Here is a 21,827-nt window from a genome sequence, read left to right on the forward strand (position 1 = left end):
TCGTGCTGCTCTCCGATCGCGACATCCAGACCGAACTGTCCTCCGGCCGCGTCGGTCTCGATCCGCACGATCCGGCGATGATCCAGCCCTCGTCCGTCGACGTGCGCCTCGACCGCTTCTTCCGACTGTTCGACAACCACCGGTACCCCTACATCGATCCGGCCGAGGACCAGCCGGACCTCACGCGGCTGGTCGAGACCCCGCAGGGCGAGCCGTTCATCCTGCACCCGGGCGAGTTCGTGCTCGGATCGACGTACGAGGCGGTCACGCTGCCCGACGACATCGCGGCGCGGCTCGAGGGCAAGAGCTCGCTCGGGCGCCTGGGGCTGCTGACGCACTCGACGGCCGGGTTCATCGATCCGGGCTTCACCGGCCACGTCACGCTCGAGCTCAGCAACGTCGCGACGCTGCCGATCACGCTCTGGCCGGGGATGAAGATCGGCCAGATGTGCTTCTTCCGCCTCAGCTCTCCGGCCGAGAAGCCCTACGGATCCGCGGAGTATTTCTCGCGCTACCAGGGCCAGCGCGGCCCGACCGCGTCCCGCTCCTCCCTCAACTTCCACCGCACGGACGTCTACGGCGACTGACGGAGCGGGGCGCCTCTCAGCCCAGGAGCCGGGGGAGCTGCAGCACGAGCCAGGGCGAGAACGCCCACGGCGCCGCACGCACGGAGGCCAGCGTGGCCTCCGGGTCGACCCACTCGTAGTCCATGACCTCGTCGGCCCGCGGCGAGAGCGCCTCGCGGCTCGACAGGGTCGCGGTGTACACCGGGCAGATCTCGTTCTCGACGATCCCGGAGGCGTCCACCGCGCGGTAGCGGAAGTCCGGCAGCGCCACCTCCAGCGTCTCGAGTCGGGCACCGAGCTCGCGCTCGGCGCGGCGGACGACGGCGTCCTCGATCCGCTCACCGGGGGCGGGGTGACCGCAGAAGGAATTGGTCCAGACGCCGGGCCACGTGCGCTTGCCGAGCGCGCGGCGCGTCACGAGCAGGGCGCCGTCCGGTGCGAACACGTGGCAGGAGAACGCCAGGTGCAGGGCCGTCTCGGTGTCGTGCACCGTCGCCTTGTCGGCGACGCCGATGGCGCCGCCCGTCTCGTCCAGCAGGACGACCTGCTCGATCTCGTCCTCGCGCAAGGCGATTCCTCCCGAAGTCATGGCTGTAAGTCAAGCACGAGGAGGGAACTCAGCCGGCTTAGTGCTAGAAGACCGAACTTGTTAGCCTCTCCCTCGTGGATACACGCGACCCCGTGGTTCTCTCCCGGAAGCGGCAGGAACACGTCGATGCCGTGCTCGACCGGTTCTTCTCCCTGGCGCGCGCCCGGGCTGAGCGGCTGGGGACGCGGTACACGACCCTGTGGCAGACGCTCGAGGCCAACACCCGCGGGGGCAAGCGCTTCCGCCCCCTCATGGTGATCTCGGCGTACGAGGCCCTCGGCGGGCGCGACCCGGAGGCCGCCGCGCATCTCGGCGCCGCGTTCGAGCTCCTCCACACCGCGCTGATCGTGCACGACGACGTGATCGACCGCGACTTCGTCCGCCGCGGCGGACCCAACGTCTCCGGCAGCTACCGCGACGAGGCGACCACCGCCGGTCTCTCCATCCCCATCGCCGAGCACCGCGGCACCTCCGTCGCCGTCATCGCCGGCGACCTCGCGCTGACCGGCGCCCACCGCCTCATCGAGGGCGTCGGAGCGGACGACGCCGTCCGCGCCCGCCTGCTCACGCTGCTCGACGAGGCCGTCTTCGCCTCGGCAGCGGGCGAGCTCGCCGATGTCGACTTCTCGCTCATGCCCGGCATGCCCTCGGTCGAGGAGGTGCTCGAGATGGAGCGCCTGAAGACCGCCGTCTACTCGTTCGAGGCGCCGCTGCAGGCGGGCGCGATCCTGGCGGGGGCCTCCGACGAGGCCGTCGAGGCGCTGGGCGAGTTCGGCCGCTGCATCGGCATCGCCTACCAGATCGTCGACGACCTGCTGGGCGTCTTCGGCTCGGAGGGGCAGACCGGCAAGACCACGCTGGGCGACCTGCGCGAGGGCAAGCGCACAGTGCTGATCGCGCACGCGGCGGGCACCGACTGCTGGCCCGAGATCGAGGGTCTGATCGGCGACGAGCACCTCAGCGGCGAGACCGCCGAGCGCGTCCGCCGGATCCTCGAGGAGTGCGGTGCCCGCGGGTTCGCCGAGTCCCTCGCCGGCGACTTCGCGAACCGCGCCTGGGAGGCGCTGAACACTCCCGCGGTCTCGGAGGCGTTCCGCGTCGAGGTCCGCCCGCTCGTCGCGAGCGTGGTCGGACGCACCCGATGACCCTCGTCGTGCGCGGCCGCCACGCGCGGCCCTCCGCACCGATGACCCCCCGCACATCCACGACCCGTACGGTGGCACGATGACCCGGCAGAGCGAACTGTACGACCGAGTCGCGCACGAGGCGTCCGCGCAGGTGATCCGCAGCTACTCCACGTCGTTCGGACTCGCCACGCGGCTGCTGGGGCGCGGCGTCCGCGAGCGCGTCGAGGACGTCTACGCCCTGGTGCGCGTGGCCGACGAGATCGTCGACGGCGTCGCCGAGGCGGCCGAACTCGACCGCGCGGCCGTCGAGGAGGCCCTCGACGCGTTCGAGGCCGAGACCGACCGCGCCCTCGACTCCGGCTACAGCTCGAACCTCGTGGTGCACGCCTTCGCCAGGACCGCCAGGGCGACCGGGTTCGGCACCGAGCTGACCCGCCCCTTCTTCGCCTCGATGCGGGCGGACCTCCGCGAGACCGTGCACACGCCCGAGTCGTTCGAGCGCTACGTCTACGGCTCCGCCGAGGTCGTGGGGCTGATGTGCCTGCACGTGTTCCTCGCCGCCCCGGATGCAGGACACGTCGCGCCCGCGGCCCGTGAGCGCCTGGTCGCCGGTGCCCGGCGCCTGGGCTCCGCGTTCCAGAAGGTCAACTTCCTCCGCGATCTGGCGGCCGACGTCGACGGCCTCGGACGCAGCTACTTCCCGGGTGTCGACCCGCGCGCGTTCTCCGAGACGGACAAGGCGGTGCTGCTCGCCGACCTCGACGACGACCTCGCCGAGGCCGCCGCGATCATCCCGGAGCTGCCCCGGTCGAGCCGCCGGGCCGTCGTGCTCGCGCACTCGCTCTTCCAGGCGCTCGCCGACCGCATCCGCGAGACGCCGGCCGAGGAGCTGCTCCGGGCCCGCGTCAGCGTGCCGACGGCCACGAAGACGGCGCTCGCCGCCCGCGCCGCCGCGTCCACTCTCGCTCCGCGACTCGGCCGGGGACCGGCCCGCGCCTCCCGCTCGGCCTCCGGACCGCACCGCGCGGTCGTGATCGGCGGCGGCATCGGCGGACTCGCCTCCGCCGCGCTCCTCGCCCGCGACGGCTGGGACGTGACCGTGCTCGAGAAGCGCGAGGTCGTCGGCGGCCGCGCCGGCTCGTGGGAGCGCGACGGGTTCCGCTTCGACACCGGTCCGTCCTGGTACCTCATGCCCGAGGTCTTCGACCACTTCTTCCGCCTGATGGGCACGAGCGCCGACGAGCGCCTCGACCTGGTGAAGCTGGACCCGGGCTACCGCGTCTACAGCGAGGGCGTCGAGGAGCCGCTCGACGTGCTCGCCGACCTCGAGTCGAACATCGCCCTGTTCGAGAGCGTCGAGCCGGGCTCGGGCGAGCGGATGCGCGCCTACCTCGAATCGGCGCGCGACACGTACGAGATGGCCAAGCGCCGCTTCCTCTACACCAGCTTCGCGTCCTTCGTCCCGCTGCTGCGCAAGGACGTCCTCGCTCGCACGGCGACCCTCGGAAAGCTCCTGCTCACCTCGCTCGACTCCCTCGCCGGTACCGCGGTGACCGACACCCGCCTGCGGCAGATCCTCGGCTACCCGGCCGTCTTCCTCGGCTCCTCGCCGTACGACGCGCCGAGCATGTACCACCTGATGAGCCACCTCGACCTGGCCGACGGCGTGCTCTACCCGATGGGCGGATTCACGCGACTGATCGAGGCCGTCGCCGAGGTCGGCGAGGAGGCGGGCGTCACGATCCGCACCTCGTCGCCCGCCACGCGCATCCTCACCGCCCGCGCCCCCCGCGGCAGCCGTCGCGGTGCCGAGGTCGTCGGAGTGGAGTTCGAGGGCCCGGACGGAGTCGAGCGCCTGCCCGCCGAGCTCGTCGTCAACGCCTCCGACCTCTTCACCACGGAGCAGTCCCTCCTGCCCGACGAGCAGCGCACCTTCCCGCCGCAGTACTGGGAGGACCGCAATCCCGGTCCGAGCGCCGTGCTGATCCTCCTCGGCGTGCGCGGCGAGCTGCCGCAGCTCGAGCACCACACCCTTCTCTTCACGAAGGACTGGCGCGACAACTTCGGCCGTATCTTCGGCGAGAACCCCTCGGTGCCGGATCCCGCCTCCCTCTACGTCTGCCGTCCCAGCGCGACCGACCCGGGCGTGGCTCCGGACGGGCACGAGAACCTCTTCGTGCTCGTGCCGATCCCGGCCGACACCTCGATCGGCCACGGCGGAGTCGACGGCCAGGGTGACGCGCGGGTCGAGGCGATCGCGGACGCGGCCATCCGGCAGATCGCGACCTGGACCGGAGCGGCGGACCTCGCCGACCGGATCGTCGTGCGGCGCACGATCGGCCCGGCCGACTTCGAGACCGACCTCGGCGCCTGGCGCGGCTCGATGCTGGGCCCTGCGCACGTGCTCAAGCAGAGCGCGTTCTTCCGCGCCGGCAACGCGAGCGCGCACGTCGACGGGCTCCTCTTCGCCGGCAGCTCCACGATCCCCGGCATCGGCCTGCCGATGTGCGTCATCAGCGCCGAGGTCATGCTCAAGCGCGTCCGCGGCGACGTCTCGACCGAGCCGATCCCGGTGCGCGGCGCGCCCGACGCCCCGGTGGCTCCGACCGTCGGAGCCGAGGTGCGCGACGCCGTGCTCGCCGGCCCGGCGGAGTAGCCGGTGGGCGTCGTCTACCTGCTCGCGCTCGCGGTCTCGATCTCCGGCATGGTCGTGCTCGACAGGCGCTTCGGGCTGTTCTTCTGGAACGACGCCCGCCGGGCCGCGATCGTGCTGCCCGCGGGAGTCGTCTTCTTCCTGATCTGGGACCTGTTCGGGATCGGGCTCGGCGTCTTCTTCCGCGGCGAGACCCCGTACATGACCGGACTGCAGCTCGCCCCCGAGCTCCCGGTCGAGGAGGTCCTCTTCCTCACCCTGCTCTGCTACCTGTCGATGGACGTCCACGGGGTGCTCGAGAAGCGGGCGGAGGCGCGCGCGTGACCTACCTCCTCCTGAACACGGTCTTCCTGGCCGTGGTGCTGGTGGTCCTCGTGATCGCCCTGCGCCGCGGTCGGCTCCGCCTCGGCCCCCTCGCCGGCACGCTCGTCGTCCTGCTCGTGATGACGGCCGTCTTCGACAACGTGATGATCGGAGTCGGACTCCTGGTGGCCTACGACGACTCGCTCATCTCGGGGATCAGGATCGGCGTCGCGCCGATCGAGGACTTCGCCTACGCCATCGCGGCGGCCGTCGCGCTCCCGGCGCTCTGGTCGATCCTGCCGGCCCGCCGACGCACCACCGGGAGCACCTCGTGAACCGACTCCGCGCCCTCTTCGTCTCGAGCAGGCCCCTCAGCTGGGTCAACACGGCGTACCCCTTCGCGGCCGCCTACCTGCTGACCACCCGCGAGATCGATCTCGCCTTCGTACTCGGCACTCTCTACTTCCTCATCCCCTACAACCTCGCGATGTACGGGATCAACGACGTCTTCGACTACGAGTCGGATCTGCGGAACCCTCGCAAGGGCGGCGTCGAGGGCGCCGTCCTCGATCGGAGCGAGCACCGCGCGACCCTGATCGCGGCCGTCGCGACCAACGTGCCGTTCCTCGTCGCCCTCGTGATCCTCGGCTCGCCGGTCTCGTGGCTCGTGCTGGCGATCAGCGTCTTCGCCGTGATCGCGTACAGCGCGCCGGGACTGCGCTTCAAGGAGCGCCCGTTCGTCGACTCGCTGACCTCGGCGACCCACTTCGTCAGCCCGGCCGTCTACGGCATCGCGCTGGCCGGCACCACGGTGACCGGGCCTCTGGTGGCCCTGCTCGTCGCGTTCTTCCTCTGGGGAATCGCGAGCCACGCCTTCGGAGCGGTGCAGGACATCCTCGCCGACCGTGCCGCGGGCATCGGATCGATCGCCACGGTCATCGGGGCGAAGGCGACCACGCGCTTCGCGATCGCCGCCTACGTCGCGAGCGGCCTGCTGCTCCTGCTGCTGCCGTGGCCGGGGACGCTCGCCGTGATCCTGGCCGTGCCGTACGCGCTCAGCATCTGGCCGTACCGCTCGCTGAGCGACGCGGAGGCGGAGCGGGCGAACGCGGGCTGGAAGCGGTTCCTCGCGCTCAACTTCCTGACCGGGTTCCTGGTCACGCTGCTGCTGATCGTCTTCTGGCTCGCCACCTGAGGGTGACCCCGTCCGCTCAGAAGAGCTGGTGCGGAGCGACGATCAGCACGACGACGACCGCGAGGCCCGCGAGGAGCGCTGCGACGAGCAGCCCGTAGCCGATCCGCTTCGCGGTCTTCGCGATCCGGGTGCGACGAGGGACGCGGCGCTTCTTCTTGACGCGGATCGTCGCCGGGCGGTCGGCCGCCGGAGCGGGGGCGCCCTGCGCCGGAGCGGTGGGCCAGCCGTCGGCGGGACTCGTGCGAGGAGCGTCGACGGCCTGCTCGGCACTCCTGGTGTGCCGCTCGGGTCCGCGTCGTGCGGGATCCTCGTTCGTCGTCCGCCGTGCCATGCCGCTCCTCCGGGTCGCCCGCCGTCGTTCTGCGGGCGGGGGGCCGTCGGGGCGACGGCTCCGACACTCTAGGGCAGTGCCGCTCCTCGCGGCTCGGTCGGCGCGACCGGCGCCGCGGCGGGCGGGCGGCGCACGGGGAGGAGCAGGAGGAGCCCGACGCCGAGCACGAGCACGAGGCCGAGGATGCCCCAGTACTGCACGTTCGCCTCGTCGCCGCCCGAGGTCGCCGCGGCGATCGAGACGAAGGCCGCGAAGGCGGCCGGGGCGAGGAAGGACGCGGCGCGGCCGGTCGTGGCGTAGAGCCCGAAGATCTCGCCCTCGCGTCCCTCCGGGATCAGCCGCGCGAGGTAGCTGCGGCTCGCCGACTGAGCGGGGCCGACGAAGAGGCACAGCAGCAGGCCGAAGATCCAGAAGACGGTGGCGCCGCCGTCGTGCAGCACGAAGACCGCGGTGCCGCAGACGAGCAGCCCGACCAGCGAGGCGACGATCACGGTCTTGGGGCCGAGGCGGTCGTCGAGGGCGCCGACCGAGATGGTGGCGACTCCGGCGACCACGTTGGCCGCGATGGCGAAGAGGATCACCTCGCCGGCGGTGAAGCCGAACGTGCCCTGCGCGAGGACCCCGCCGAAGGTGAAGACGCCGGTGAGCCCGTCGCGGAACACGGCGCTCGCGATCAGGAACAGCACGGTGGTGCGGCTCTCGCGCCACAGTGCGGCGATCTGGCGGAACAGGGCGCGGTAGGAGGCGATCACGCCGACGCGCTCGCGCGAGCCCGCCCGCGCCGGCAGCTCGGGCACCGCGACCAGCACGGGGATCGCGAAGACGGCGAACCAGACGCCCGCAAGCAGGATCGAGACGCGGACGTCGAGTCCGTCCTCCCCGGTCACGCCGAAGAGCCCGACCTCGGGCGAGATGAAGCCGAAGTAGACGATCAGCAGGAGGACGATGCCGCCGACGTAGCCCATGCCCCAGCCGAAGCCCGAGACCCGGCCGATGGTGGCGCGCGTCGAGACCTGGGTGAGCATCGCGTTGTAGTTGACGCTCGCGAACTCGAAGAAGACCGTGCCGACGGCGAGCAGCCCGAGGCCCAGCCAGAGGTATCCGGGATCGGGGCGGACGAGGAACATCAGCAGGATGCACGCCACGACGACGGCGGAGTGGATCCCGAGCCACAGCCGGCGGCGTCCGCCGAGGTCGGCCCGGCGGCCGGTGATCGGAGCGATCAGGGCGACGACCAGCCCCGCCCCCGCGAGCGACCAGCCGAGCGCGGCCGAGACTCCGCTGGGGGTGCCGAAGAGGCCGTCGGTCGTGAGGTAGACCGTGAAGACGAAGGTGGTGACGACGGCGTTGAAGGCGGATCCGCCCCAGTCCCACAGGCCCCAGGCGAGGACGGGTCGACGGCCGGCGCGTTCGGTCATGCGCTCACCGTAGGGCGTGGAGGTGAACGGCGGGAAGCTGCCACCGAGAGTTGAGCCCGCTGGACTCAACTTCTCCGTTCCCGGCTTGACTCCAGGAACGGTCCGCGTAAACTTGAGCGTGCGGGACTCAACTCCCGCAGAGGTTTGCACCACTCACGTCAGCACCACTCACGACAACTGATCGACCGCCTTCACGGCCGGCCGGTCGCGAAGGAGAAACACGCTATGTCCCGTGCCGTAGGCATCGATCTGGGAACCACCAACTCGGTCGTGGCCGTCCTCGAGGGTGGCGAGCCCACCGTCATCGCGAACGCCGAGGGCTTCCGCACCACCCCGTCCGTCGTCGCGTTCACCAAGGACGGCGAGGTGCTCGTCGGCGAGACCGCGAAGCGCCAGGCCGTCACCAACGTCGACCGCACCATCGCGTCGGTCAAGCGCCACATGGGCACCGACTGGACCTTCGGGGTCGAGGAGAAGAAGTACACGCCGCAGGAGATCTCGGCCCGCATCCTGGGCAAGCTCAAGCGCGACGCCGAGCAGTACCTGGGCGACAAGGTGACCGACGCGGTCATCACGGTCCCCGCCTACTTCAACGACGCCGAGCGCCAGGCCACGAAGGACGCCGGCGAGATCGCCGGACTGAACGTCCTCCGCATCATCAACGAGCCCACCGCGGCCGCCCTCGCCTACGGCCTCGACAAGGGGAAGGAGGACGAGCTCATCCTGGTCTTCGACCTCGGCGGCGGAACGTTCGACGTGTCCCTCCTCGAGGTGGGCAAGGACGACGACTTCTCGACCATCCAGGTGCGTTCGACCTCCGGCGACAACCGCCTCGGCGGCGACGACTGGGACCAGCGCGTCGTCGACCACCTCGTCAAGCGCTTCAAGGACTCCACCGGCGTCAACGTGTCGAAGGACAAGATCGCCCGTCAGCGCCTCAAGGAGGCTGCGGAGCAGGCGAAGAAGGAGCTCTCCTCGAGCACCTCGACCAGCATCCAGCTGCCCTACCTCTCGCTCACCGAGAACGGCCCGGCGAACCTCGACGAGACGCTGACCCGCGCCAAGTTCGAGGAGCTCACCAGCGACCTCATCGAGCGCACCCGCAAGCCGTTCACCGACGTCATCGCCGAGGCGGGCGTCAAGGTCGAGGACATCGCGCACGTCGTCCTCGTCGGCGGATCGACCCGCATGCCGGCCGTCGCCGAGCTCGTCAAGAAGCTCACGGGCGGCAAGGAGCCCAACAAGGGCGTCAACCCGGACGAGGTCGTCGCCGTCGGCGCCGCCCTGCAGGCCGGTGTCCTCAAGGGCGAGCGCAAGGACGTCCTCCTCATCGACGTCACCCCGCTGTCGCTGGGCATCGAGACCAAGGGAGGGATCATGACCAAGCTCATCGAGCGCAACACCGCGATCCCGACCAAGCGGAGCGAGACCTTCACCACGGCCGACGACAACCAGCCGTCCGTCGCGATCCAGGTCTTCCAGGGCGAGCGCGAGTTCACCCGCGACAACAAGAACCTGGGCACCTTCGAGCTCACCGGCATCGCGCCGGCGCCCCGCGGCATCCCGCAGGTCGAGGTCACCTTCGACATCGACGCCAACGGCATCGTGCACGTGTCCGCGAAGGACAAGGGCACCGGCAAGGAGCAGTCGATGACGATCACCGGCGGCTCGTCGCTGCCGAAGGACGACATCGAGCGCATGGTCCGCGAGGCCGAGGAGCACGCCGCCGAGGACAAGGCCCGCCGCGAGGCCGCCGAGATCCGCAACAACGCCGAGACCCTCGCCTACTCGATCGACAAGCTGATCAAGGAGAACGAGGAGAAGCTGCCCGAGGACGTCAAGTCCGAGGTCCAGGGCGACGTCGATGCGCTGAAGACCGCGCTCGCCGGAGACGACGACGCCGCGGTGAAGACCGCGTTCGACGCCCTCAACGCCTCGCAGACCAAGCTCGGCCAGGCGATCTACTCGCAGGACCAGGCCGCGCAGAGCGCCCCGCAGGACGCTCCCGCCGACGGTGACAAGAAGGACGACGAGGACATCGTCGACGCCGAGGTCATCGACGACGACGAGCCGAAGGACGCCAAGTGACGGCCGGCGAGCAGGACCAGGAGCCGACCGAGGGCGCTCCCGAGCAGGAGCCGACCACCGGAGCCGAGGCGGCGCAGGCCGCTCAGGACACCGAGGGTCTGATCGAGGCCGAGGGCCCGGACGTCGAGACGACGCTCTCGGACGCCGACCTCTCGTTCCTCTCGGGCCAGTCCGACGCCGAGACGCTCGCTGCGGAGCACCTCGCCGACCTCCAGCGGGTCACCGCGGAGTACGCGAACTACCGCAAGCGCACGGAGTCGAACCGGCAGGCCGAGAAGGAGCGGGCCATCGGCGACGCGGTGAAGGTCATCCTCCCCGTGCTCGACGACCTCGACCGCGCCGAGAAGCACGGCGACCTGCCCGAGGGCGGCCCCTTCACCGCCATCGCGCAGAAGCTGCGCGGCGGGACCGAGAAGCTCGGTCTGGTGAAGACCGGTGCCGTCGGGGACCTGTTCGACCCGAACATCCACGAGGCGATCTTCCAGCAGCCCACTCCGGGCGCCGAGACCTCCACGGTCGCGGACGTCGTCGAGGCGGGCTACTACCTCGGAGGCACGCTCCTGCGCGCCGCCAAGGTGGTCGTCGCGGTCCCCGCCGACTGACACCCTCCGCACCACCGCGTGGGACCCCGCTCCTCCCGCCGCTCCCGGCGGATCCGGGAGCGGGGTCCCTCGCCGCACTCGACACAGGAAGAGGCACATGGCCAGCCAGGATTGGTTCGACAAGGACTTCTACAAGGTCCTCGGCGTGTCCAAGGACGTCTCCGCGGCGGATCTGAAGAAGACCTACCGCAAGCTCGCGCGGCAGTTCCACCCGGACTCGAACCCGGGCGACGCCCGCGCGGAGGCGCGCTTCAAGGAGATCAGCGAGGCGTACACCGTCCTCTCGGACGCGGATCAGCGCAAGGAGTACGACCAGATCCGCGCGATGGGCGGCGGAGCGCGCTTCACCGCGGGCGGACAGCCCGGCGGCTTCGATGACGTGTTCGGCAACGTCTTCGGCCAGGGCGGGCGCTCCGGATACAGTGCCCAGCAGGGCCCGCCTCCCGGCTTCGAGGACCTCCTCGGCGGGATGTTCGGCGGCGCCGGCGGCCGCTTCGGCCAGCCCAGCGGCGGGTACCGCGGCTTCGGCGGCCCGCAGAAGGGCGCCGACCTCACGGCCAGCACCACCATCGACTTCCTCACCGCGACCCGCGGCGACACCGTGCAGCTGCAGACCGGCGAGGGGCGACCGCTCTCGGTCCGCATCCCGGCCGGAGTGGCCGACCAGCAGAAGATCCGCGTCCGCGGCAAGGGGCGGCCGAGCCCCGACGGAGGCGAGCCCGGCGATCTGGTGCTCACCGTCGCCGTCCGCAAGCACCCCGTCTTCGAGCGCGACGGACTGAACCTCCGCGTGAACGTCCCGGTCACCTTCGTCGAGGCCGTGTTCGGCGCGACGATCGAGGTGCCGACCCTCGGGGGAGAGCCCGTCAAGCTGCGGGTCGCTCCCGGAACGCCCAGCGGACGCGTGCTGCGCGTCAAGGGGCGCGGCGTCGAGACGGGCAAGGGCACCGGCGATCTGCTGGCCATCGTCCAGGTGGCGGTCCCCGATCACCTGTCGGCCGCGGCCAAGGCCGCGCTCGAGGCCTACGCGGCCGCCGAGCCCGCCGAGAACCCCCGCGAGGACCTCCTGGAGAAGGCCCGCTACTAGAGCGCACGAGTGCGACGGGCCGAGAGGCCGGAGAGGAGGCGGTGGTGGACGAGAACACCCCCGTGTTCGCGATCGCGGTCGCCGCCGACCTCGCCGGCATGCACCCGCAGACCCTCCGGCAGTACGACCGGCTCGGACTCGTCCGGCCGACCCGCACCGCGGGCAAGTCGCGCCGCTACTCCATGCGCGACGTCGTCCAGCTGCGCGAGGTCGCACGGCTGTCCTCCGAGGGGGTCTCCCTCGAGGGCATCGCGAGGATCCTCCAGCTCGAGAACCAGGTGCAGTCGCTGTCCCAGCGGGTGCGCGAACTCGAGTCGGCCCTGGCCGACGAGCTCCTCAACCGGCCGGGGCGCCGCGTCTTCGCGGCGGGACTCGAGGGCGACGTGGTGACCCTGCGTCACGGCACGCGCGCGCAGCGTCGCACCGAGGTCGTCGTGTGGCGCCCGGTTCCTCGCCCGCGCGACGAGGCGGCACCGGACGACGACGAGCCGGACGGCCTGTGATCGGGGTACTCTGACCGTCGCGCCCGGCACCGTCGCCGGGTCGCCCGCCCGCTCGCCGCGGTCGCGGTGAGACGAGGAGGACCCGTGGTCGAGGACAACCAGCGAGACGACACCGTCGAGAGGCGGTCCGGGCGCGAGGCCGACCCCCAGGACGACGCGCGATCCGCCGATCGGCGCGCCCCCGTGGTCCCGGACAACGGCTACAGCCGCGAGTCCTACGCGATCCACGCCACCCGCACCGAGCTGCCGCTCTTCTCGAACGCGCTGCAGGGCAGCCGCGACGACGCCCGCTGGCTGTCCTCGCTCTCGAGCGTGCTCGGCTCCGGCGATCCCGAGGCCGCCGCTGTCGCGGCGCAGGCCGCGATCGAGCGCCGCCGGCGCCGGAGCGACGAGTCGGGCGCCTAGCGCCGGTCGCGCGAGGGCGTCAGTCGCGCGCCCGAGCGCTCACGTACCGCCGGTCGAGCCGCGAGCCGACGCGGCCCCTCGTCGCCCGCTGCAGCAGATCGGAGCCGCGCGCGAGCATCTCGCCGCCCAGCGGCAGACCGCGCACGAGCCCGCGCACCTCGACGCGCTCGGCGTCGGTGTAGCCGAGCAGCACGTAGAGGCCCACGACGGCCATGGCCGCGATCGTGGCCACCCTGCCGGGCAGCTGGTCGAGGATCCCGCCGTTGCCCTCGACGGGCTCGGCGAGGGTCACGCACATCAGGAAGATCGTCGCGTATACCGCGAGGTGCACGTGGACCGTCCTCCACGGGCGCGCGAGCGCGGCGACGGGCAGGATCCAGAGGGCGTACCACGGGTGGATCGCCGAGGACGCGGTCACGAACGCCAGCAGGGCGGTCGCGAGCCGCGCCACCGGATCGATCGAGCGGCGCGTCAGCATCAGCCACCCCGCGACGACTCCGGCGAGCGTGAGCACCAGCAGCTTCACGAGGGTGACGGCCGCGGCGGGGTCGTGCCCCGTCAGCTCGACGGAGGTCGAGACGAGGATCGAGACGAGCGACATCGGCGCGTACCAGTGCATGATCGTGCCGGGAACGATCATCGCCGCGACCCAGCCCACTCCGACTCCGACGGCGAAGCCCGCCGCCACGACGAGCCCGAGGGCGCCGAGACCCGTCCAGAGCCAGGCGCGCACCCGCTCCCGCAGGCTCGCGTCGCGCCGCAGCCAGAGCAGCGCGACCACCGGCAGGGCGATCACGGCGACCGGCTTCACCGCGATCGCCGCGCCCATCAGCACGACGGCGAGCACTCTACGGTCGGTGCTCGCATAGAACAGCGACGCGAGGATCAGCGCCAGCATCACCGAGTCGTTGTGCCCGGCGACGACGAAGAGGACGAGCGTGAGCGGATTCGCGACGACGGTCCACGCGGTCAGCGGGACGGAGAGGCCGCGCAACCGGGCCAGCCGCAGCGCGTAGACGGCCATGACGACGACTCCGGCCACCGACACGGCCCGCAGCATGGCGACCGAGAGCTCGGGGGAGGACCAGCCGGCCAGCTGGACCACGGTCCTCTCTGCCAGGAGGTACAGGGGGCCGTAAGGGGTCGGCGAATCGGCCCAGACGGGATCGACGCCGAGGATGAACCAGCCGGGCAGTGTCGCGACGCCGTTCGAGTAGGGATCGATCCCCTGGACCATCAGCCGCCCCTGCGCCACGTACGAGAACATGTCGCGGCTGAACAGGGGGACGGCGATCAGCAGGGGCGCGCACCACGAGAGCGCCGCGACGAGGATCGTGCGCAGCGCGCGCGGGTCCCCGCTCCGCGCCGTCGAGCGGAGCCGCAGCCACGCGAGCAGCAGGAGCAGTCCGCCGCCGAGCACGGCGATGGCGCAGATCTCGGTGAGGGAGGCGGTCGAGCGCAGGGTCGCGATGAGGGGCCACTGCCGGATCGGCGAGTCGCCGGGCAGGTACCCGACGCCGAGCGAGCCGACCAGGATCGCGCTGGAGGCGACCGTGCCCATCGCCAGCGGGGCGACGCGCGACGCGTGCTGCGCGAGTCGGCGGGCTCGGAGCGGGACGCGGGAGGTCCGCTCCGACGCCTCGACCGCGCCTGGTCGTCCGGTCGTCACCTGTGCAGCCATCGCAGCCACGCTAGGCGACCGCTCTTCGAAACGGATGGACGTGGCGTGAACGGTTGACCTCCGCCGTTCTCAGGCGCTAGTCGGCTCCGGCACGGCTTCGGCGAAGCGGAGCTGGTTCCCGAACGGGTCGATCACCTCGAGGGAGAAGCCGAAGGGCGTCCGGGTGATGCGCGGGTTCAGGTACGGGTAGGCCTTGGCGTCGAGCTCGGCGTGCAGCTCGCGCACCCCGCGCAGCGACACGTGCAGGGCCGCTCCGGGGCTGCCGTCGCGATGGTGCTCGCTGAGGTGCAGGCGCAGGCCCGAGCGCGACACCTGGAGGTAGAGGGGAGCGTCGCGGCCCGCGCGGTGCTCCCAGTCGACGGTGAAGCCGAGGTAGTCGACGTAGAACTCGCCCGCCTTTGCGACCGAGAAGATGCGCAGGATCGGGACCGCCGCCTCCATCCGCACCGCTTCGAGCCGCGAGGCCCCGCCCGGCGTCGACTCTTCCCGTGCGCGTCGTCTCGTCTCCACGGCACGAGGCTAGCCGTCGGCGCGGAGCGACGGCGGCGGCGGCCGTCTCCGAGCGCGGCGGGCTCGGCGGGCCGGGCGCGTCGCCGTCTCAGTCGACGAGATCCAGCAGCCGGAGGCGCTCGAGCGTCGCCACGCCCGCAGGCGGGCACCGGTGCGCGTCGGCCGTCCCGATCCAGTGCAGCGAGTCGATCTCGGCGCTCGGCGAGGGCTCGCCCGCCAGCTCCGCGAGGTACACCCGCATGTGCACCTCGCGGCCCTCCGGCTCGCCGTGGGCCTGGGTGCGGACGACGAACAGCTCCTCGAGCCGGGTGGTCGCTGTGCCGAGCTCCTCCTGCGCCTCGCGCGCGGCCGCGTGCTCGCCGGTCTCGCCCGCGTCGACCTTGCCGCCGGGGAGGTAGACCACGTCGCGCCCTCGGGCCGTCACCATCAGCACGCGGCGCTCGCGGAGGACGACGACGGCGGACACGACGATCGGCGGGTGACTGCTCATGCGGCCATCCTCCCGCCTCCCGCCTGCACCCGGCGCCCGGGCGCCCCGCGGCTACCATGGGTGCACACATCACAGGACGCGCGCAGCCGGCGCGCGTCGGGGCCCCGTGCGCCCGAACAGCTGAGGAGCAACCCGTGGCAGAACCCACCACCCTCGACAAAGTCGTCACCCTCGCGCAGCACCGGGGGTTCGTCTTCCCCTCGGGAGAGATCTACGGAGGCACGCGCTCGGCGTGGGACTACGGGCCGCTCGGAGTGGAGCTGAAGGAGAACATCAAGCGCCAGTGGTGGAAGGCCTTCGTGCAGGGCCGCGGCGACGTCGTCGGACTCGATTCCGCCGTCATCCTGCCCACCGCGATCTGGAACGCCTCCGGTCACGTCGGCGTCTTCTCCGACCCGCTCACCGAGTCGCTCATCACCCACAAGCGCTACCGCGCCGACCACCTCTTCGAGAAGTACGAGGAGGTCAACGGCCACCCGCCCGTGAACGGCCTCGCCGACATCCCGGACCCGGAGCACCCCGACAAGGTAGGCCAGTGGACCGAGATCAAGCAGTTCTCGGGGCTGATGAAGACCTACCTCGGCGTCGTCGATGACGAGTCCGGACTGCACTACCTCCGCCCCGAGACCGCGCAGGGCATCTTCACCAACTTCGCCAACGTGCTCCAGAGCGCGCGCAAGAAGCCGCCGTTCGGCATCGGCCAGATCGGCAAGGCGTTCCGCAACGAGATCACCCCCGGCAACTTCATCTTCCGCACCCGCGAGTTCGAGCAGATGGAGCTCGAGTTCTTCGTCGAGCCCGGCACGGACGAGGAGTGGCAGGAGACCTGGATGCAGCTCGCCTGGGACTGGTTCGTCGACCTCGGCATCGATCCCGAGAACATCCGGCAGTACGAGCACCCGAAGGACAAGCTCTCCCACTACTCCAAGCGCACGGTCGACATCGAGTACCGCTTCAGCTTCGCGTCGGGCGAGTGGGGCGAGCTGATGGGAGTCGCGAACCGCACCGACTTCGACCTCAAGACCCACATGGAGCACTCGGGCAAGGACCTCTCGTTCTTCGACCAGACGCGCAACGAGCGCTTCGTGCCGTTCGTGATCGAGCCGTCGTTCGGGCTCACGCGCGCGCTGATGGCGTTCCTCGTCGACGCGTACGAGGAGCAGGAGCTGCCCCCGAACGCCAAGGGCAAGGTCGAGACCCGCACGGTGCTGCACCTCGACCCGCGCCTGGCGCCGGTCAAGGTGGCGGTGCTGCCGCTCTCGCGCAACGAGGCGCTCTCGCCGCTCGCCCGTCAGGTCGCCGACCGCCTCCGCCAGCTCTGGAACGTCGACTTCGACGACTCCGGCGCGATCGGCCGCCGCTACCGCCGCCAGGACGAGATCGGCACCCCGTTCTGCGTGACGGTCGACTTCGACTCCCTCGAGGACGACGCCGTGACGGTGCGCGACCGCGACACGATGAAGCAGGAGCGCGTCCCGCTCGATCAGCTCGAGGCGCACCTCTTCTCGGGCCTGCGCGGAGCGTGAGCCTCTTCCTCTCGCTGGTCGAGTAGCCGCGGAGCGGCGTATCGAGACCTCCGGCTCCAGCGCCGGCGGATCTCGGTACGCCCGCTGCGCGGGCTGCTCGATCAGCCGAGGGTCCGGTGCTCCCGCGCCAGCAGTGCGTAGACGAGGGTCGACGTCCACTCGCCCTTGCAGTACTCGTCCTCGACGTGGTGCGCCTCGCGCCGCATCCCGAGGCGCTCGCAGAGGCGGGCGGAGGCGGTGTTGCGGTCGTCGAGCTGGGCGATCGCACGGTGGGCGCCGAGCCGGTCGAACGCGAGGTCGAGCAGTGCGAGGGCCCCCTCCGTCGCGAGACCCTCACCCTGCGCGTCCGGATGCAGCACCCAGCCGATCTCGACCGCCCCCTGCTCGACCGAGACGGCGATGAGCGTGAGATCGCCGACCACGTGCCCCGAGAGCGGCCCCTCGCGCGGCACCATCGCCAGCACCACCACGTCGCCGTCGGCGGCGAGCCGCGCGGACGGCAGCCGGGTGAGCAGGTGCGCGTGCGACTCCTCCGGAGTGCGCACCGGCCAGCGGAGGTAGCGCACCGCGTCGGAGTGCCCCTGGTAGCGCGCGTGATCGGCGGCGTCCTCCACGCGCAGCGGCCGCAGCAGGAGCCGGTCGGTCAGGATCGGCTCGGCGTCGAAGGGGAGCCGCAGTGACACGGGTCAGGCGGTCGCCGCGGAGTCGTCGCTCCGCGGGCGCGCCACGGCGGGCTCGGCGGGCACCTCGATGCCGAAGAGAGCCTCGAGACCGGTGAGGTACGCCTCCTGGGCCCCGGCGCGGGCGTAGTCGCGCGCACGGATGCTCGGGGTGTGCAGCAGCACGCCGGCGAGGTGGCGCAGCGCCTGCTCCGTCCGCCCGTCGTCGTCGCCGCGGGAGCGGGCCCGCTCGATCTCGGCGTCGAGCGCGTCGAACACGTGGGCGCGGAGGGCGACGACCGCCGGGGTGAGGCTCTTCTCGTCGGCCACGTCCGAGAACTTGCGGGCCGCCTTGTCGACCAGGGCCCGCGCCTTCTCGGAGGCGTCGAGCACCTCGAGGGGCGCGTGCAGGCTGATCGTCTCGAGGTCCAGCAGCTCCACGCCGGTGACGCTCGTCACGTCGGCGGCGACATTGCGGGGCAGGCCCAGGTCGATCACGAGCTGGCGCTCGCGGGCGGCGGAGTGGAGCCGTCCGTCGATCAGCAGGGCCGCGTCGAGCACGGGCGCCTCGGTGGTGGTGCAGGTGATGACGACGTCGGCGCCGACCGCCTCGGCCGCGAGGTCGGCCCCCTCGATGGGGCGCAGGGCACGCCGCGCGGCGAAGCCCTCGGCGCGGCCGGAGGGGGAGTGCACCGCGATGTCGACGACGCCGCGATCGCGCAGGGCCGCGACGGTGGCGCGGGCGTAGCTGCCGGTGCCGATCAGGAGCACGCGGGCCGCGCGCCAGTCGGTGATGCGGCTGGAGGCGAGGTCGAGCGCGAGCCGGACGATCGAGCGGCCGGCGCTGCCGAGGCCGGTGCGGTTCTTGATGCCGCGCGAGGTCTGCGAGGCGCGCTGGAAGAGGCGCTCGAGCTCGGACGAGGTGGTGCCCAGGCGGCGGGCCTCCTCGAGGGAGCGGCGCACCTGGCCGGCGATCTCGCCCTCGCCGACGACGACCGACTCGAGCCCGCTGGACACGGCGAAGAGGTGCTCGGCCACGCGGTCGCCCGAGACGACGTCGACGCTGCCGCGGAGCTGCTCCTGCTCGACTCCGGTCGCGGCGCTGACGGCGGCCGTGGCGGCCTCGACGGCGACCGCGCGGGCGGCGGTGAGCGGCTCGTCGATGTCGAGGTAGGCCTCGAAGCGGTTGCAGGTGGCCACGACGACGGCCCCCGAGACGAAGTCGATGCCGTCCGCGAGCGCCGAGGTGACGGCGGAGGAGTCGACGGAGAGCTTCTCGAGGAGATCGAAGCTGGCGTTCTTGTGCGACGCCGTCAGACACAGAAGCACCTCAGCAGTCTACGCGCCGTCCCGGGGGAGCGGGCCCGGGATCCGGGAGGAACGCTCGGGGAAGCCTGGAATAATGCCGCGGTGACCTCCCCACTCGACGGCCTGCTCGATCCGCTGCACCCCCTCTCGGCCGGGCGCACAGCCGACTCGGCGCTCGTGCGCGCGTACCGCTCGGAGCGGCCGGAGCGCACGCCGGTCTGGTTCATGCGGCAGGCGGGCCGCAGCCTGCCCGAGTACCGGGCGCTGCGCACCGACACGAAGATGCTCGACGCCTGCCTCGATCCGGCGCTCGCGAGCGAGATCACCCTGCAGCCGGTGCGGCGCCACGGCACCGACGCGGGCATCTTCTTCAGCGACATCGTGATCCCGCTGCGGCTCGCGGGCGTCGCGGTCGACATCGTGCCGGGTCGCGGCCCGGTGCTCGAGAAGCCGGTGCGCACCTCCGCCGATGTCGACGAGCTGACGGCGATCGACCCCTCGGTGCTCGACGAGACCCTCGAGCCGATCCGCGAGGGCGTGCGCCGCACGGTCGCGGGCCTCGGCGACACTCCGCTGATCGGCTTCGCGGGAGCCCCGTTCACCCTCGCCGCGTACCTCGTCGAGGGCGGTCCGTCGAAGGACCACATCCGCGCCCGCACGCTGATGCACGCCGACCCCGAGGCCTGGGCCCGGCTGATGGAGTGGACCGCCGAGGTCACCGGCCGCTTCCTCCGGGCGCAGGTGACGGCCGGGGCGAGCGCCGCCCAGCTGTTCGACTCGTGGGCGGGGGCGCTCTCCCTCGCCGACTACACGGCGCACGTCGCTCCCGCCTCGACCCGCGCGCTCACCCACGTGCGCGACCTGGCCTTCGAGAGCGGCGGCGTCCGCCGGAACGTGCCGATCGTGCACTTCGGCGTCGGCACCGGCGAGCTGCTCGGCGCCATGCACGCGATCGGGGCCGACGTGGTCGGAGTCGACTACCGGATCCCGCTGGACGAGGCGAACCATCGCCTCGGCGGCTTCGTGCCCGTGCAGGGCAACGTCGATCCCGCCCTGCTCTCGGCGCCCTGGGAGGTGCTGGCCGCGCACGTCGACGACGTCCTCCGCCGCGGTCTCAGCGCGCCCGCGCACGTGCTCAACCTCGGCCACGGCGTGCCGCCCGAGACCCACCCGGACGTGCTGACGCGACTCGTCGCCTTCGCGCACGACTGGCGGCCGTGAGTCCCGAGCGTCCCGTCGACCACGACGTCGCGGTGATCGGCGGGGGGGTCGCGGGGCTCGCCGCCGCCGCGGAGTGCCTCCGGATCGGCCTGCGCGTCGTCGTGCTCGAGGCGGGGGAGCGGGTGGGCGGCTCGGTCGCGCCGCTGCACCTCGCCGGCACCGTGCTCGACGCGGGGGCCGAGAGCTTCGCGACCCGCGGCGGGCACGTCGAGAAGGTGCTCGCCGGGCTCACCCTCGGCGGTCATCCGCTCGCCGAGTCGGTCGTCGAGCCGAGCACCGGCGGATCCTGGCTGCACCTGTCCGGCGGCCGCTCCGTCCCGTCTCCGCGCGCCGGGATCCTCGGGATCCCGAGCACGCCCCTGGCTCCTGACGTGGTCCGCGCCATCGGCCGGCGGGCCGCGACGCGGGCCTGGCTCGACACCCTCATGCCGGTGCTGCGCATCGGCCGGGCCCACTCGCTCGCCGAACTCGTCCGCACACGGATGGGCGAGCGGGTGCTCCAGGACCTCGTCGCCCCGGTCGTCTCGGGCGTCTACTCCTCCCGCCCCGAGGACATCGACGTCGATCTCGCGGCTCCCGGGCTGAACGGCGCGATCACCCGACGGGGCTCCCTCGCGGGAGCGGTGGCGGCTCTGCGTGCCAACGTCCCGGCGGGCGTCGCCGTGCGGGGCCTGGACGGCGGCATGCACCGCCTGGTCGCCGCGCTCGTCGAGCGGATCGACTACCTCTCCGGCGAGATCCGCACCGGCACCGGTGTCGCGAGCCTCGAGCGCCCCGCAGAGGACGCTCCCTTCTCCCTCCGTCTCGCCGACGGCTCGGACCTCACGGCTCACGCCGTGATCGTCGCGACTCCGGAGCACGATGCGCGCGCGCTGCTCGCCGATCTGGTACCGGCGGCCCGCGACGCGGACGAGCCGGGCGAGGACACCGTCGAGCTCGTCACCCTCGTGATCGACGACGCCCGCCTCGACGCGGCGCCGCGCGGATCCGGAGTGCTGGTCGCCCCGACCGCCGACGACGTCGTGGCGAAGGCGCTCACCCACGCGACCGCGAAGTGGTCCTGGCTGGCCGACACGCTGCCGCGCGGCCGCCACGTGCTCCGCCTCTCCTACGGCAGGCCGGGCGAGGCGCCGCCGCTCGCGGGAGCCGACGACGCGAGTGCCGCCGCCACCGCGCTCCGCGACGCGTCGATCCTGCTGGGAGTCGACCTCGACCCCGCCGCGCTCGTCGCCTCCGCCCGGGTGCGCTGGGCGAACGTGCGTCCCGCCGCGGCCCTCGGCCGGCGCGACCACCTCGAGGCGTTCCGGGAAGCCCTCGCCCCCGTGCCCGGCCTCGCCGTCACGGGCACCTGGATCGCCGGGACCGGGCTCGCATCGGTGCTGCCGCACGCGGCCGAGACCGCCGCCCTAGTCCGCCGCCGCCTGGTGCGTCAAGGCGTCGGGCTCCCGCGCGAAGAACCCGACGGCGGCGGCTACTCTGGGTCGCAGGCGCCCGCGTGAGTGCGGTGCGCCCCGACACGAGTGGTCATCGACCGCGTGAACGAGCCGCGAGAGCGGCCCAGGACG

Annotated in this window: 22 protein-coding genes; 14 read left to right on the top strand and 8 right to left on the bottom strand. The window is 72.2% G+C overall.

Going from position 1 to position 21,827, the window contains the following annotated elements; translation table 11 throughout:
• The first annotated feature begins 2 nt into the window (after positions 1-2).
• Positions 3-587, top strand: coding sequence for a dCTP deaminase (gene dcd / locus C1I63_RS08105; protein WP_077224077.1), 585 nt, complete (start codon positions 3-5; stop codon positions 585-587).
• A 16-nt stretch (positions 588-603) separates the two neighbouring features.
• Here dcd and idi read toward each other — a convergent pair whose 3' ends face one another.
• A complete protein-coding gene (idi, locus tag C1I63_RS08110) occupies positions 604-1,155 on the bottom strand; it encodes an isopentenyl-diphosphate Delta-isomerase (RefSeq protein WP_107574455.1) in 552 nt (183 codons plus the stop codon).
• Positions 1,156-1,247: 92 nt separating this feature from the next.
• Between idi and C1I63_RS08115 the strand changes: the two genes are divergently transcribed.
• The 5 genes from C1I63_RS08115 to C1I63_RS08135 all read left to right on the top strand — a co-directional run bounded on the left by C1I63_RS08115 (position 1,248) and on the right by C1I63_RS08135 (position 6,433).
• Entirely contained in the window at positions 1,248-2,300 is a 1,053-nt protein-coding gene (locus tag C1I63_RS08115) for a polyprenyl synthetase family protein (RefSeq protein WP_055786375.1), read from the top strand.
• A gap of 79 nt (positions 2,301-2,379) precedes the next feature.
• Positions 2,380-4,938, top strand: a complete 2,559-nt coding sequence (gene crtI / locus C1I63_RS20325) for a phytoene desaturase family protein (RefSeq protein WP_107574456.1) — start codon at positions 2,380-2,382, stop codon at positions 4,936-4,938.
• A 3-nt stretch (positions 4,939-4,941) separates the two neighbouring features.
• Entirely contained in the window at positions 4,942-5,259 is a 318-nt protein-coding gene (locus tag C1I63_RS08125) for a lycopene cyclase domain-containing protein (RefSeq protein WP_107574457.1), read from the top strand.
• Positions 5,256-5,573 carry a lycopene cyclase domain-containing protein gene (locus C1I63_RS08130; RefSeq protein WP_055786381.1) on the top strand — a complete coding sequence of 106 codons (318 nt, stop codon included), beginning with the start codon at positions 5,256-5,258 and terminating at the stop codon, positions 5,571-5,573. Before C1I63_RS08125 ends, C1I63_RS08130 begins: the two co-directional genes overlap by 4 nt.
• Positions 5,570-6,433 carry a prenyltransferase gene (locus C1I63_RS08135; RefSeq protein WP_107574458.1) on the top strand — a complete coding sequence of 288 codons (864 nt, stop codon included), beginning with the start codon at positions 5,570-5,572 and terminating at the stop codon, positions 6,431-6,433. Before C1I63_RS08130 ends, C1I63_RS08135 begins: the two co-directional genes overlap by 4 nt.
• 16 nt (positions 6,434-6,449) lie before the next feature.
• On the opposite strand, the gene C1I63_RS08140 is transcribed toward C1I63_RS08135, so the two are convergent.
• Together C1I63_RS08140 and C1I63_RS08145 are read right to left on the bottom strand one after the other, a co-directional pair.
• A complete protein-coding gene (locus C1I63_RS08140) occupies positions 6,450-6,764 on the bottom strand; it encodes a hypothetical protein (protein WP_107574459.1) in 315 nt (104 codons plus the stop codon).
• Positions 6,765-6,832: 68 nt separating this feature from the next.
• On the bottom strand, positions 6,833-8,182 hold the full coding sequence (locus C1I63_RS08145) for an MFS transporter (protein WP_055786388.1): 1,350 nt from the start codon (positions 8,180-8,182) through the stop codon (positions 6,833-6,835).
• A gap of 225 nt (positions 8,183-8,407) precedes the next feature.
• Here C1I63_RS08145 and dnaK point away from each other — a divergent pair, with 225 nt between their 5' ends.
• The 5 genes from dnaK (at position 8,408) to C1I63_RS08170 (ending at position 12,867) form a co-directional block, all read left to right on the top strand.
• Positions 8,408-10,270 (top strand): molecular chaperone DnaK, encoded by a 1,863-nt coding sequence (dnaK, locus tag C1I63_RS08150; RefSeq protein ID WP_107574460.1) that lies wholly within the window; start codon positions 8,408-8,410, stop codon positions 10,268-10,270.
• Complete coding sequence (locus C1I63_RS08155) at positions 10,267-10,872, top strand: nucleotide exchange factor GrpE (RefSeq protein WP_055786392.1); 606 nt, start codon at positions 10,267-10,269, stop codon at positions 10,870-10,872. Before dnaK ends, C1I63_RS08155 begins: the two co-directional genes overlap by 4 nt.
• A 97-nt stretch (positions 10,873-10,969) precedes the next feature.
• A complete protein-coding gene (locus tag C1I63_RS08160; RefSeq protein ID WP_055786395.1) occupies positions 10,970-11,959 on the top strand; it encodes a DnaJ C-terminal domain-containing protein in 990 nt (329 codons plus the stop codon).
• 44 nt (positions 11,960-12,003) lie between these two features.
• On the top strand, positions 12,004-12,462 hold the full coding sequence (locus C1I63_RS08165) for a heat shock protein transcriptional repressor HspR (protein ID WP_055786402.1): 459 nt from the start codon (positions 12,004-12,006) through the stop codon (positions 12,460-12,462).
• 84 nt (positions 12,463-12,546) lie between these two features.
• Entirely contained in the window at positions 12,547-12,867 is a 321-nt protein-coding gene (locus C1I63_RS08170) for a hypothetical protein (RefSeq protein WP_107574461.1), read from the top strand.
• 19 nt (positions 12,868-12,886) lie between these two features.
• On the opposite strand, the gene mptB is transcribed toward C1I63_RS08170, so the two are convergent.
• The 3 genes from mptB to C1I63_RS08185 form a co-directional block, all read right to left on the bottom strand.
• The gene (mptB, locus tag C1I63_RS08175; RefSeq protein WP_107574462.1) at positions 12,887-14,548 is read right to left on the bottom strand and encodes a polyprenol phosphomannose-dependent alpha 1,6 mannosyltransferase MptB; all 1,662 of its coding nucleotides are present in this window, start codon (positions 14,546-14,548) and stop codon (positions 12,887-12,889) included.
• Between the two features lie 69 nt (positions 14,549-14,617).
• On the bottom strand, positions 14,618-15,058 hold the full coding sequence (locus C1I63_RS08180; RefSeq protein ID WP_200930960.1) for a glyoxalase superfamily protein: 441 nt from the start codon (positions 15,056-15,058) through the stop codon (positions 14,618-14,620).
• 88 nt (positions 15,059-15,146) lie between these two features.
• Entirely contained in the window at positions 15,147-15,548 is a 402-nt protein-coding gene (locus C1I63_RS08185) for an NUDIX hydrolase (RefSeq protein ID WP_107574463.1), read from the bottom strand.
• 134 nt (positions 15,549-15,682) lie between these two features.
• Here C1I63_RS08185 and C1I63_RS08190 point away from each other — a divergent pair, with 134 nt between their 5' ends.
• Positions 15,683-17,074: a glycine--tRNA ligase gene (locus tag C1I63_RS08190; protein ID WP_107574464.1), complete on the top strand. Its 1,392-nt coding sequence runs from the start codon at positions 15,683-15,685 to the stop codon at positions 17,072-17,074.
• A gap of 101 nt (positions 17,075-17,175) precedes the next feature.
• Here C1I63_RS08190 and C1I63_RS08195 read toward each other — a convergent pair whose 3' ends face one another.
• Positions 17,176-17,757: a GNAT family N-acetyltransferase gene (locus C1I63_RS08195; protein ID WP_107574465.1), complete on the bottom strand. Its 582-nt coding sequence runs from the start codon at positions 17,755-17,757 to the stop codon at positions 17,176-17,178.
• A 3-nt stretch (positions 17,758-17,760) separates the two neighbouring features.
• On the bottom strand, positions 17,761-19,062 hold the full coding sequence (locus tag C1I63_RS08200) for a glutamyl-tRNA reductase (RefSeq protein WP_107574466.1): 1,302 nt from the start codon (positions 19,060-19,062) through the stop codon (positions 17,761-17,763).
• An 81-nt stretch (positions 19,063-19,143) separates the two neighbouring features.
• Between C1I63_RS08200 and hemE the strand changes: the two genes are divergently transcribed.
• A complete protein-coding gene (hemE, locus tag C1I63_RS08205) occupies positions 19,144-20,262 on the top strand; it encodes a uroporphyrinogen decarboxylase (protein WP_244907007.1) in 1,119 nt (372 codons plus the stop codon).
• On the top strand, positions 20,259-21,761 hold the full coding sequence (gene hemG / locus C1I63_RS08210) for a protoporphyrinogen oxidase (protein WP_230672092.1): 1,503 nt from the start codon (positions 20,259-20,261) through the stop codon (positions 21,759-21,761). The genes hemE and hemG overlap by 4 nt, the downstream gene beginning before the upstream one ends.
• Positions 21,762-21,827: the final 66 nt, after the last annotated feature.

It is taken from the genome of Rathayibacter caricis DSM 15933, assembly GCF_003044275.1.
GTDB lineage: Bacteria > Actinomycetota > Actinomycetes > Actinomycetales > Microbacteriaceae > Rathayibacter > Rathayibacter caricis.